This window comes from Occallatibacter sp., assembly GCF_049510455.1.
Taxonomy (GTDB): Bacteria; Acidobacteriota; Terriglobia; order Terriglobales; family Acidobacteriaceae; genus Telmatobacter.
Window position 1 is genome coordinate 1 of record NZ_JBEKYX010000110.1, and the last position, 12,060, is coordinate 12,060.

Annotated in this window: 12 protein-coding genes and 1 tRNA gene; 2 read left to right on the plus strand and 11 right to left on the minus strand. The window is 58.6% G+C overall.

Annotated features, from left to right (window positions below; genetic code table 11):
• The 5 genes from ABSG47_RS17715 to rdgB all read right to left on the minus strand — a co-directional run.
• Positions 1-401 (minus strand): hypothetical protein (locus ABSG47_RS17715; protein ID WP_424171033.1); only part of this gene is annotated, 401 nt, incomplete at its 3' end.
• Between the two features lie 238 nt (positions 402-639).
• Positions 640-1,389, minus strand: coding sequence for a succinate dehydrogenase iron-sulfur subunit (sdhB, locus tag ABSG47_RS17720; RefSeq protein ID WP_424171034.1), 750 nt, complete (start codon positions 1,387-1,389; stop codon positions 640-642).
• A 353-nt stretch (positions 1,390-1,742) separates the two neighbouring features.
• Positions 1,743-3,521 carry a succinate dehydrogenase flavoprotein subunit gene (sdhA, locus tag ABSG47_RS17725; RefSeq protein WP_424171035.1) on the minus strand — a complete coding sequence of 593 codons (1,779 nt, stop codon included), beginning with the start codon at positions 3,519-3,521 and terminating at the stop codon, positions 1,743-1,745.
• Between the two features lie 25 nt (positions 3,522-3,546).
• Complete coding sequence (locus tag ABSG47_RS17730) at positions 3,547-4,293, minus strand: succinate dehydrogenase/fumarate reductase transmembrane subunit (protein WP_424171036.1); 747 nt, start codon at positions 4,291-4,293, stop codon at positions 3,547-3,549.
• A gap of 206 nt (positions 4,294-4,499) precedes the next feature.
• Positions 4,500-5,141, minus strand: a complete 642-nt coding sequence (rdgB, locus tag ABSG47_RS17735; RefSeq protein WP_424171037.1) for an RdgB/HAM1 family non-canonical purine NTP pyrophosphatase — start codon at positions 5,139-5,141, stop codon at positions 4,500-4,502.
• Between the two features lie 576 nt (positions 5,142-5,717).
• Here rdgB and ABSG47_RS17740 point away from each other — a divergent pair.
• Positions 5,718-6,413: an acyloxyacyl hydrolase gene (locus ABSG47_RS17740; protein WP_424171038.1), complete on the plus strand. Its 696-nt coding sequence runs from the start codon at positions 5,718-5,720 to the stop codon at positions 6,411-6,413.
• Here ABSG47_RS17740 and ABSG47_RS17745 read toward each other — a convergent pair.
• Positions 6,338-6,967 (minus strand): HAD family hydrolase, encoded by a 630-nt coding sequence (locus ABSG47_RS17745; RefSeq protein WP_424171039.1) that lies wholly within the window; start codon positions 6,965-6,967, stop codon positions 6,338-6,340. The two genes, ABSG47_RS17740 and ABSG47_RS17745, sit on opposite strands and share 76 nt — an antisense overlap.
• A 95-nt stretch (positions 6,968-7,062) precedes the next feature.
• On the opposite strand from ABSG47_RS17745, the gene ABSG47_RS17750 reads away from it, so the two are divergent.
• Positions 7,063-8,259 (plus strand): pyridoxal phosphate-dependent aminotransferase, encoded by a 1,197-nt coding sequence (locus tag ABSG47_RS17750; RefSeq protein ID WP_424171040.1) that lies wholly within the window; start codon positions 7,063-7,065, stop codon positions 8,257-8,259.
• A gap of 52 nt (positions 8,260-8,311) precedes the next feature.
• Here the strand turns inward: ABSG47_RS17750 and ABSG47_RS17755 are convergent, their stop codons facing one another.
• The 5 genes from ABSG47_RS17755 to ABSG47_RS17775 all read right to left on the minus strand — a co-directional run bounded on the left by ABSG47_RS17755 (position 8,312) and on the right by ABSG47_RS17775 (position 11,869).
• Positions 8,312-8,950, minus strand: coding sequence for an MBL fold metallo-hydrolase (locus ABSG47_RS17755; RefSeq protein WP_424171041.1), 639 nt, complete (start codon positions 8,948-8,950; stop codon positions 8,312-8,314).
• A gap of 90 nt (positions 8,951-9,040) precedes the next feature.
• Complete coding sequence (gene secG / locus ABSG47_RS17760) at positions 9,041-9,337, minus strand: preprotein translocase subunit SecG (RefSeq protein WP_424171042.1); 297 nt, start codon at positions 9,335-9,337, stop codon at positions 9,041-9,043.
• A gap of 50 nt (positions 9,338-9,387) precedes the next feature.
• Positions 9,388-9,472, minus strand: a tRNA-Leu gene (locus tag ABSG47_RS17765).
• A gap of 55 nt (positions 9,473-9,527) precedes the next feature.
• Complete coding sequence (locus ABSG47_RS17770) at positions 9,528-11,216, minus strand: hydroxymethylglutaryl-CoA lyase-like TIM-barrel protein (protein WP_424171043.1); 1,689 nt, start codon at positions 11,214-11,216, stop codon at positions 9,528-9,530.
• A complete protein-coding gene (locus ABSG47_RS17775) occupies positions 11,213-11,869 on the minus strand; it encodes an FMN-binding negative transcriptional regulator (protein ID WP_424171044.1) in 657 nt (218 codons plus the stop codon). Before ABSG47_RS17775 ends, ABSG47_RS17770 begins: the two co-directional genes overlap by 4 nt.
• Positions 11,870-12,060 lie beyond the last annotated feature (191 nt).

Here is a 12,060-nt window from a genome sequence, read left to right on the forward strand (position 1 = left end):
ATTTGAAAAGTATAGGTCTTTGTTACACAAGAAATAGTCAATCCAGCAAACAAAGAGGTGACTATAAATCCCCACCACCTATATGACTTTGGGTGATTTTGCCTGTTTATCGAAAGAAAATCTGAATACCAAAATGCGCCAATAGACCAAATGCCCGCTAAAACAAAAGCAGCATAGGCTAAGTAAAAAACGTCTTCTGGGATGATGGTCGATGTGGGAGCTACCGCCAATGCAGCCCCCAGTCCCCACAAAAACAAAGCAAAGCCGGATTTATTTTTGCGGCGGAAAAAGAATCGCAATTGAGGGGAAACGAGAGTCGATAACCAAGAGAGACGGAGGAGAATAGTCTCCCAGCATACGGCTGGTAGTAGGCGCATAGTAATGCAAATGCGCAAAGCCAAGAGAAGCGCTCGGCGTCTAGTTCGCTCTCCGAATGAAGGGTACATAGTGTAGGAGATGATCCTACGATACTCGGTGAGATATTATGCGTCAAGTATATTATTGCCGTTTTTTGCGCTTTAGAATCAGTTAGTTAAGAAATATATTCGGAAAAGTGGCTTGACAGGATTTCCACAGGGTATGTTGAAGCACCCTTGAGCGGCGCGCGCACACGCTCAAGGATCCTCTGGAAGTGAGTCGCTAGCTGCGGAAGAGATCTTTGGCTTTTTGTAGAAGCACGTCGCGGCTGACGTCTGAGATGGCGTCGGTTAGCGGGATCGATTTGGGGCAGACTTCGACGCAGTTCTGGGCGAAGCCGCACTCCTGAACGCCGCCGTCGCCTGCGAGGGCGCGGAGACGGTCTTCCGCAAGAACCTTGCCGGTGGGGTGGCTGTTGAAGAGTTTGACCTGCGCGATGGTGGCTGCGCCTACGAAGCCGGTTTCGACGTTGAACTGCGGACAGACTTCCATGCAGCAGGCGCAGGAGATGCAGTTGGAGAGCGGGTAGCGGACTTCCTGCTCCTGCGGGAACATGCGCGGGCCGGGGCCGAGATCGTAGGTGCCGTCGATGGGAACCCAGGCTTTGACGGCTTTGAGGTTTTCAAAGAGGACGGAGCGATCAACCTGGAGGTCGCGGACGAGAGGGAACTTGGAGAGCGGCTCGACCTTGATGGGCTGCTCGAAGTTATCGACGAGAGCAGAGCAGGCCATGCGGGCCTTGCCGTTAATGCGCATGGCGCAGGAGCCGCAGATCTCTTCGAGGCAATTGGAGTCGTAGGCGATGGGCGTGGTTTCGCGGCCGTCTGTGGTGACGGGGTTGGTCGCGATCTCCATCATGGCGGAGATGACGTTCATGCCAGGACGCCATTCGAGTTCGAATTTTTCCCAGATGGCGGGTGAGTCGGAGCTGGCTTGACGCTTGATTTCGAGTGTTACGGTTTTGGTTGCCATGTTCCCTCGGGGGCTAAACTTATTTGCTGCCTTCGGCACGACTGAAGTCGTGCCCTGTTATGAAACTGTCGATCAGCCTTTGTGGTATCCCCGGTCTCAAAATCGAGACCGGGGGCACCCGGCGACGCAGGGGCTAAAGCCCGGAATCATTTTTTGCTGCTCTTGCGGCACGACTGAAGTCGTGCCCTGTTACAAAACTGTCGATCAGCCTTTGTTGTATCCCCGGTCTCAAAATCGAGACCGGGGGCACCCGGCCCTGTTACAAAATCTCCGAGGCTAAAGCCCCGATTCTTTCTGTCCGGCATTTCCGGGGCCTAAAGGCCCCGGCTCCCTCCGGTATAAATCCGGTTCTGTCATTTTGCGGCGTCGTAGCGGCGTGGGCGTGGGGTGATGAATTGTGTGTCCACGTTTTCGTACTCGAACTTTGGACCTTCGACTGTGCCGGTGTAGCTGGCCTTGGTGGTTTTGAGGAACTTTTCGTCGTTGCGGTCAGGGAAGTCAGGCTTGTAGTGTGCGCCGCGGGACTCGTCGCGGAGGAATGCGCCTTGAACAATGACTCGGGCGAGTTCGAGCATGTTGCCGAGTTGGCGGGTGAAGGCGAAGCTGGTATTGGCCCACTGGCTCTTGTCGCTGAGATTCACCTTGGTGAAGCGATCGATGAGTTGAATGATCTTTTCGTCAGCCTGTTGAAGGCCCTTGTTGTACCGGATGACCGTTGCGTGCTCGGTCATGGTGTTGCCGAGCTCGCGCCAGAGCTTGAAGGGGTTTTCGTTGCCCTGGTTGGTGATGAGGGCTTTGTTGATTTCCTTCTGGCGCTGGACTTCGGCGGCTGCGCCTCCGTCACCTTCTACGGCGGGCAGGCTCTTGGCGTATTTGAGCGCGATGGGGCCAGTGATGAAGCCGCCGTGGATGCAGCTCATGAGCGAGTTTGCTCCGAGGCGGTTGGCTCCGTGGTACTGATATTCGCACTCGCCGACGGCGAAGAGGCCAGGGATGTTGGTCATCTGGTTGAAGTCGACCCAGAGGCCGCCCATGGTGTAGTGCATACCGGGAAAGATCTTCATGGGCACTTCATGCGGGTCGTCGCCGACGAACTTCTCGTAGATTTCGAGGATGCCGCCCAGCTTGCTGTCCAGTGTTGCGCGGTCAATGTGCGTGAGGTCGAGGTAGACCATTGGCTGACCGTCAATGCCGAGGCCGTACTCGTAAACCGCCTTGAAGATGGCGCGGGTGGCGACATCGCGCGGGACGAGATTGCCGTACTTGGGGTACCACTCTTCGAGGAAGTACCAGCGGTCGGATTCGGGGATTTGCTTGAAGGGGCGAGGATCGCCGGATTTGCGCGGGACCCAGACGCGACCGCCTTCGCCGCGAGCGGACTCGGACATGAGGCGCAGCTTGTCGTCGCCGGGGATGGCGGTAGGGTGGACCTGGATGAATTCGCCGTTGGCGTAATAGGCGCCCTGCTGGAAGACGGCGGATTGCGCGGAGCCGGTGCAGACGACGGAGTTGGTGGATTTGCCGAAGATGGCTCCGTTGCCGCCGGTGGCGATGATGACGGCGTCGGCGGGGAAGGCGCGGACTTCCATGGAGCGGAGGTCCATGGCGGTGATGCCGCGGGTTACGCCCTGGCCGTCGAGGACGGCGGAGAGGAACTCCCAACCTTCATACTTTTTGACTTTGCCTTCGGACTCGAAGCGACGGACCTGCTCGTCGAGCGCGTAGAGGAGCTGCTGGCCGGTGGTTGCGCCGGCAAAGGCGGTGCGTTGGTAGAGCGTGCCCCCGAAGCGGCGGAAGTCGAGCAGGCCTTCGGAGGTGCGGTTGAAGGGCACGCCCATGCGGTCGAGTAGGTCGATGATGCCGGGCGCGGCCTCGCACATGGCCTTGACGGGGGTCTGGTTGGCGAGGAAATCGCCGCCGTAGATGGTGTCGTCAAAGTGGATCCAGGTGGTGTCACCCTCGCCCTTGAGGTCTTTGGCTGCGTTGATGCCGCCCTGGGCGCAGACGGAGTGGGAGCGCTTGACGGGCACGATGGAGAAGAGATCGACGCTGCCGCCGGCTTCAGCGATTTTAATGACGGAGGAGAGTCCCGCGAGTCCTCCACCGACGACGATGATTCTGGGTGATGCCATTGAAAGCCTTTCGAGAGATCAGGGGTCAGAGGTCAGTGGCCGTTGCCGGGGCAGAGAGTTGCGATACCGGGACGTTGTCTGGGGCGGGTGGCGCGGTGACGAAGGCTGCGATGCTCCAGAGGCCCATGACAGCGAGAATGACGCCGAGCGCGGCGCAAACGTAGCCGAAACGCTGGCGTGACTTGACGCCGGGAGTGATGCCCCACTTGGCGGCGAAGAGCCAGATGCCGTATGCGAAGTGCCAGCAGATGGCGATCATGGCGATGACGTAGAACGCGAGGATGAGCGGGTTCGCGAGCTCATGCTGGACTTTTGCGAAGGATGCGCCGGGGTTTTCCGGGAGGCTGGTGCCCATGAAGCGCTGCGTAGCCACGTGGTAGCCGATGTAGATGAAGGCGATGAGGCCGGTCCAGCGCTGTGCGACGTACATCCAGTTGCCGGCCCAGGGGTAATAGACGACGTTCGACTTGCCGCGGAGCCAGATGAAGATGCCGTAGATGGCGTGGTAGGCGATGGGCAGGAAGATGAAGGTCCATTCAAGCACGCGGACGAGCGGCAGCCCGTTGAGGAACTTGACCTGTGCGGCGTAGGCCGCGGGGCCTTTGAGGGCTTCAAAGTTGGATAGAAGGTGTTCGACGAGGAAGGCGCCGATGGGGATTACGCCGAGGAGGGAGTGCAGCTTGCGCCAGAGGAAGGAGTTTCCCTGGGCGGCGCGGATGGGCTGAACGCCTTGGGTCAGTTTGGGCGCGGCGGGATGATTGGTGGTCGCCATTGAGATGCGGCTCCTAGATTCGAACTGCTTGGGACTCGAGCTTCCTGGAATTGCTGAGGGGCAAGATGCGGATGAGGCTCGTGTCTTGCGTACCGGATTGAAAGACAGAATTGCGCTTGACAGTACCGTAAAGATTATTGGAAACGCGACTTATGATCGTCAAGCATTGGAGGCGACGGCGAGCACGCAGCGTATCAGCTTGTGAATCAGTGCGGTTTCGGATTGGGTGAGAGCAGCTTGAGGAGAGCCTGAAGGGCGCGTCCGCGATGGCTTAGAGAGAGCTTGGTTTCGAGATCGATTTCGGCCATGGTGCGGTCGAGTTCGGGTAAGTAGAAGAGCGGATCGTAGCCGAAGCCGCCGGTTCCACGTGGGGCTTCGAGGATGATGCCCTCGACGGAACCTGATGCGATGTGGAGGATTTCTTCATTGCGGGCGGCGGCGAGGACGCAGTAGTAGCGCGCTTTACGCTTTTCGGGTGGAACTCCGGCCAGATGTTGCAGAAGGACGATGTTGTTCCAGACGTCGGTGTTGTCGAGGGGCGCGTCGGGCGAGTCGGCCAGGCCGGCGTCGGAGGCGAAGCGGGCGGAGCGGACGCCGGGAGCGCCGTTGAGGGCTTCCACTTCGAGGCCGGAGTCGTCGGCCAGGACGATTTCAGATGGAGCAAAGCGGGAGTAGTAGATGGCTTTGAGGATGGCGTTTTCTTTAAAGGTTGCGCCGGTTTCCTCGGGTGCGGGGATGGTGGCCAGGATGGTGAGGGGTTCGATTTCGATGCCGAATGCCTGTGCGGCGGTGGAGAAGTCGCGGAGTTTGCCCTGGTTGGTGGTGGCTGCGTAGAGAACTGCGGACATGAGTACAGGTTACAGGCGACAGGTGGATCGCTGCCGCCTGCAACTTGCGGCCTTTGGTTAATTGACTGTGGCGTGTAGGCGGTGATCGCTGTACGATACTGAGCTCGCGCGCGCCGGCGGCCGTCTTCCAGGCTGTGTCCGCGGTGGACCAGTATTCCGGCAGAGCGCTCACTATTGATCGGCACTCCTAAAGTTGAAGCCGTGCCCTTTCAAAGCAATTGCAAACTGAGACATTGCCGGGAACTGCGCCCCGTTCATGGCCCATTGGGTCTCAGATATAAGCAGCGGCGATTCTCGAATAGATCGATACCGGTAAAAATTAGTAATTCATTCTATCCAGCCCTCTTATATGCCGGAAATCTCATCCCATCATTACGGAACGATTTTTCTGAACTGGTTTTAGATTTCACGTACCCGTTACAGTGCAATCGGCTATAGCAGGAGGGCATAATGCCGGGTTTCGCATATAGTATTTTTTCGCCTATAAAAAGGCATCTGATTCTGCTTGAAGTTATGGCGTTCGCGCTCTCTTGCGGAATCGCATTCGGTCAGAATGATGCCGCGGAGACGGGAGCCATGTCGGCGATAGCTCCGGACGAAAATTCAGGGGGAATGGATAGCCAGCCTGCGCCCGCGCAAAGCGAGCGGCCGGAGAGCGAACTGGCCTTTATGGGGCAGGGATCTTTTGGCCACTTTCATATTTTTGCCAACTCATGGTGGAGCTATCTGGATTTTGCGAGCATCGAGTACAACCGGCATTCCTGGGGCAGCGCATTGGGAGCGAGACTGGATTATGCCGCCGAATTTCAGCCGATCGTAGTGTTGCGTCAACCGACGAAGCAGACTGTCTATGGAACCCCGGCGAGCAAAGATCACGAGACACTCTACGGGATTGGCATTATGCCCATCGGCACACGGCTGCTATGGCGTGACGGCAAGAGCTTCAGGCCATTCCTGATAGCGAAGGGCGGCGTGCTGGGGTTTAACGAGAAGGCGCTCTCTTCGCAGTCGTCGTATATGGAGTGGAGCCTAAAGATCGGCTTCGGGGCGCAGTTCCGGCTGTCGCCGCGTTGGGATGGGCAGATGGGCTTTAACTATATGCACTTCTCGAATGGCTTTATCGTGCCGAGCAATCCGGGGCTTGACTCCGCGATGTACAGCGGCGGTCTGGTCTATCACCTGGGAAGTCATTCTCATCAGGGCAGTGGTAGTTCGGCATCGAGGCCGGCGGCGATGAGTTCCTGGCGGAGCGTGTCTGCGTTTGAGAATTGAATCGCTTGAATGCCGAGATCGCGCGCGGCGACGATGTTTTCGAGCCTGTCATCGAGGAATAGGGTTTCTTCGGGCTGCGTTCCGAGTTTAGCGAGGATGTGGCGATAGATGGCTGGGTCAGGCTTGGCCATGAGCAACTGATAGCTCCAGACGTGGACATCGAAGTTGGCGATCCAGGAGTGGGTGGCCAGCAGGGCTTCAAGCACGGAGTCACCCATGTTGGAGAGAATGCCGGTGAGCAGGCCGTGCTTTTTGAGCTGCACTTGCCAGGCGACCATACGGTCGTTGACTGTGGACCACATTTGCCCGTCGAGGAAGATGAGATGCTGGATCTCGGCTTGGGAGCGGGTAAGTCCGCCTTCGCGGACGAGCTTCTGCCAGAACTGAAAGCCGGTGAGCTTGCCTTCATCGTAGGCGTGACGGTCAGCCCAGTAGAGTTCCTCAAAGCGATTGAAGGGAAGACCAATAAGGCGGACCAGTTCGGCGTGTGCTGCTGGGTCCTGGGGACCGGTGAGAACCATTCCGTAGTCGAATACAATCGCGCGCAGAGCCAATCGAGTCTCCTGTATCGGCATCCGTGTATGGTGAAAAAGGACGCCTGTTCTTATTGTGCCTGACGGGCGTGAGCAGGAGGTTACAGGGCGGCTGAATGCGGTTTTCAAAGAGAACGGAATGGAACACGGAAGAGAGTGCGCTGGCGCGGGCGCATCGGGAGCGTGTGGCTGCGGGACTGCCTGTTGCGGATCTGACGGCTTCCAATCCGACGCGGTGCGGGTTTGATTACGGAGCGACGCTGCTCGATGCGCTTGAGGATGACCGAGCGCAGGATTATGATCCGCATCCGCTGGGGCTGCGCTCGGCGCGGGAGGCGGTTTGCAAGTATTATGCGGACCACAGCGTGTACGGGGAGCCGGAGCAAGTGGTTCTTACGACGAGCACAAGTGAGGCTTACAGCTATCTTTTTCGATTGCTGTGCGATCCGGGGACGGAGATTCTGGCGCCGCAGCCGGGGTACCCGCTGTTCGATTTTCTGGCCGTGCTGGACGATGTACGGCTGAAGAATGTTCCGCTGGTATATGACCACGGATGGCAGATTGATGCGGAGGGATTTCGGCGGGCAATTACGGCTGAGACGCGGGCTATTATGCTGGTGCATCCGAATAATCCGACAGGGCACTTTACGAAGCCGTGGGAGGCTGATGTGCTCGCCGGGCTTTGCCGGGAGTTTGAGCTGAGCCTGATTGTGGATGAGGTGTTTTTGGATTATCCGATGCTGGATGGTGCGGAGGGCAGCTTTGCGCGGGGGCTGGAGGGTGTGCCGGTTTACGTGGTGAGCGGGCTGAGCAAGATTGTCGGGCTGCCGCAGATGAAGGCGGCGTGGGTTATTGCGACGGGGCCGCAGCGCTCGGCTGCAATGGAGCGGCTGGAGGTGATTGCCGATACCTTTCTCTCAATGAATGCGCCGGTGCAGTGGGCCATGGGCAGGTGGCTGGAAGAACGGCAGGGAATTCAGGAGCAGATTCGGTGGAGAGTACAGGCAAATCTGGCTGAGCTGGATCGGCAACTTGCGCTAGAGCCGGTAGTGAGACGGCTAAGTGTAGAAGCCGGCTGGTACGCCGTTTTGCGAATTGCGGCGATTAAACCTGACGAGCAGACCGTGCGCGAGCTGCTGGATGAGGGTGTGTGGGTGCATCCGGGATATTTTTTTGGAATGCCGGAAGCCGGCTGGCTGGTGGTGAGTCTGCTGGGTCCGGAGGCTGAGTTTGGCACGGGAGTAACCCGGTTACTTAACTACTTAGGCAAGACTCAGGAAGGTAAAAAATGGGCGATGCGCTTAAATAGATAGTTGAAGAAATTCTCGAAAATCATTGAATTATAAGCATATGATTTTTAGATGATCAGCGTGTCCAGGGTTGCAGAAAAGGGTTCATTTCGCGCTCTTCGCCAATGGTTGTGTTGAGGCCGTGGCCGGGAATGACGAGCGTATCTTCTGGCAGGACGAGAAGATGAGTGCGGATGGAGTCCAGGATCTGACGGCTGTTGCCTCCGGGCAGGTCCGTGCGCCCGATCGATCTGGCAAAGAGTGTGTCGCCGGCAAAGATCATTTTGAGCGGAGCGAAATGCAGGCAGACTGAGCCTTGCGTGTGCCCTGGCGTGTAGATAACCTGGGCCGGATAGCTGTCGAGGCCGACATTGAGACCGTTTTTGAGGCTCTCATCGGGCGGGGCGATCTCCGGGGTTTCCATGCCGAGCCAGCCGGCCTGCTGGTCCATGATTTGGAGCAGAGGCAGGTCATTTTCATTCATCAGGATGGGTGCGCCGGTGAGGCGTTTGAGCTTGAGCGCGCCGCCGACGTGATCAATATGCGCGTGCGTGACGAGAATTTGCTTGAGTTTGAGGCCGAGTTCGGTGAGGCGGTTGTGGATGCGGGAGATGTCATCGCCGGGATCGATGACGATGGCTTCGTGGGCTTCCTCGTCGCCGAGGATGGTGCAGTTGCACTGCAGGGGGCCGACGGCGAAAGTTTCGAGGATCAATTCGTGACTCCGGTTACAGGCTGGGACAATGCGAGGACAAACAGCAAAGGCCGCGTCTAGCGCGGCCTTTGCTGTGAAACATGCCTGAGGCTACTTTTTTGCAGGCGTGGACTGAGTTGTGCCGTCGAGGACTGAGCGCGAGTGCATGGAGCGCACATAGAGAATGGTCAGGCTCAGCGAGGTGAGCATGAAGATGACGGCTGCCCAGGCGGTGAGGCGCGTAAAGATGTTTGCGGCGGCACGGGGGCCAAAGGCTGTCTGCGAGCCCTGACCGCCAAAGGCGCCAGCGAGATCAGCGGAGCGGCCCTGCTGGAGCAGCACGACACCGATCAAAAAGAGACAAGCAACCACATGGATTGCGATGACGAAGTAAAGAAGAATCTGCATGTAAGGGTGCTTTCTCTTAAAACTGCGCCTGATGAGCGCTCTGGATTTCTTGGTGCGGAGGAGGGGACTTGAACCCCTATGCCTTGCGGCGCTAGCACCTCAAGCTAGTGCGTCTGCCAATTTCGCCACCTCCGCAGGTGACTTCATGAGTATATCTTTTGCGGCTCGTTTGAGTAAAGGGTTGCGTGGACTATGGGACCGAGGGACTGAGGGACTTTGGGACTAGAGCATCGGGCACTTCTGCCCTGGTTTTCAAGAGCCAGTAATGGAAGCCGTCGAGGATGGCGTTGAGGGCGGCCTGGTTCATGTCGGATGAGACGCCGGCGGTGGTCCAGGATTCGGTTGTGTGGGTGTCGTGCCTGTCGGCGGTGAAGCTGACGGTGACGCGGACGCGGGCTGCGGAGTCGAGGGCGGAGACGTCGATGGCGGTGACGGAGAAGCGGCCGAGGCGCATGCGCTGGAGATCGGGATACCATTTGTCGAGCTCGCGGCGCATGGCGCGGGTGAGGGCATCGACAGGGCCTTCGCCTTCGGCGCGGGAGGTGATGATGGCGTTGTTGATGGCGAGAGAGATGGAGGCCTGGACGTAGCGCTTGCCGGATTCGTCCGACTCGTCAAAGACGCGCCAGGTGCGGACAGCGAAAAGATCGGGGAGGGTTCCGAGAATCTTCATGCAGGCGAGGCGGAAGGAGACTTCACTGGCGGTGAAGCCGCCGCCGTCGATCATGGTGGCGTTGGTGTCAATGAACTCCTGGGCTTGAATGTTATTGAGCTTGACTCCCAACTGCTCCGAGAGGAGATGGACGTTGGCTTTGCCGGAGTGGGCGTTGACGCCGATGGCGGGAGCTGCGCCGACACGGGCGGGATCGCACCAGAGATAGGCTCCGGGATGCTTGCGCTCAGAGCTGCCGTGCATGCCGGCCCAGGTGCTGAATGCGCCCTGGCCGACGATGGGCGTGCTGTGGGGAATGTCGAGTGAGAATGCATCAAAGGCAGCGTGCGCGAGGCTGGTCAGGCCGGTGAGGGATGTGGCGGGGATGAATTCGGCTTCGTTGCGAAGCTGCATGCTGCCGATGACGGTGGTGAGGTTGACGTTGCCGCAGCGCTCGCCGGTGCCGAGGAGCGTGCCCTGGACCTGGATGGCTCCTGCAAGGATGGCGGCGCGGGCGTTGGCTACTCCGAGGCCGCGGTCGGTGTGGCCGTGGAAGCCGAATTTTGTGTTCGGGTGGCGAGTGGTGAGGTCCGTTAAGATTGCGGAGACTTCTTCCGGGCCGGCTCCGCCGTTGGTGTCACAGATGACGATGCGGGAGACGGATTGTGCTGCGCATTGATCGACGAGGGCGTGGAAGTGCGTGAGTGTTTGGCTGGCGAAATCCGGCGTGGAAGGCTGGCCGAATTCTTCGCGGCTGCAGAAGGCATCCATGGCGTGTTCGAGATCGACGATGACTTCGAGGCCGTGGTCCTGTAGATATGCGATGGTTTCGCGCACCATGAGGAGATTTTCTTCGGGGGTGGTTTCGAGTGAGCGCTGGACGTCGAGGAGGCGCGATTTGGCGACGATGACGGCGGTGGAGATGCGGCCTTTGTGCGCAAGCATGAAGCGGAGGTCGGGCCAGTCGGCGACTTGAATGTTGCGACCACGGGTTCGGCCGAAGAGGGCGAGTTTCATTGCGCCGGTGTTGGCGTTTTGAAGCGCGTGGGCTAGCTGGGTTACGAAGTGATTGGCGCCGGCGAAGCCGATTTCCTCGTAGTGGATGCCGAAGGCTCCCATTCGTTCGAGGAGATGAACGGCGGCGGGAACGGAGATTTCGAGGTTGGGCTGCTGGAGGCCGTCGCGGAGGCTGGTGTCGAAGATTTCTACTCGCCGAGCTGCGGTCATGCTTTTCCTGCTTTCGGATCGGCTTCGAGTCCGGATTCGACATTGGGAATGAGACGGGTCATCCAGCGGGCTAGTTCGCGCTGGTCGTCTGTGCCGGCGGCGTGTGCGGCTTGGATGGTGTGGCGCTCTTCGGCGGTGCGGTTCTGGCTGATTTTGAATTTGCCTTCAATGCGGGCGATGGGAATGCGGAAGCCTGTGATTCCGGCGAGCATGGTGCGGCGATAGCCCTCGGGCTGTGCGTGCCAGCGGTCGAGGTATTGCGGATCGTGTTTGGTGATGAGTTCTTCGACGAGGCGTTTTTTGGTGTCCTGGTCTTCAATGGTTTCGAGCGTGCCGTAGGCGTGGATGGCGATGTAGTTCCAGGTGGGAACGGAGAGTTCTTCTATGTACAGCGACGGCGTGACGTAGGTGTGCGGGCCGGGGAAGATGACCAGCGTTTCGTGGCCTGTGAGGCTGGACCAGTGCTTGTTGGCGCTGGCGAAGTGGCCTTCGATGAGGCCGTGTTCGCCTTCGTCTTTCACTACGAGAGGCAGATGCGTGGCGGTCATTGGCTCTTGTCCGCTGGGGCCGAAGAGGATAGCGAAGGACCAGGTCTGCATTGCTTCAAGGAGTGTGGCGCGGTCGTCGACGCGGTTGAATTTTGGGCTGTACATGGCGCTCCGTTTAGCTGGTTACGCTGAAAATGAAAAGGCCACCGGCGGCGGTTGCGCGCTGGTGGCCCTGAAGCTGACTGAATCCGGTTGTGGCTGGCTCAGTTTTTCATGCGCGCGATGGGTCCGCTAATTCGAATGGCGGGAATGAGGCGCGCGATGGAGATGAGCTGCATAAGTTGAGTTTGAGTATA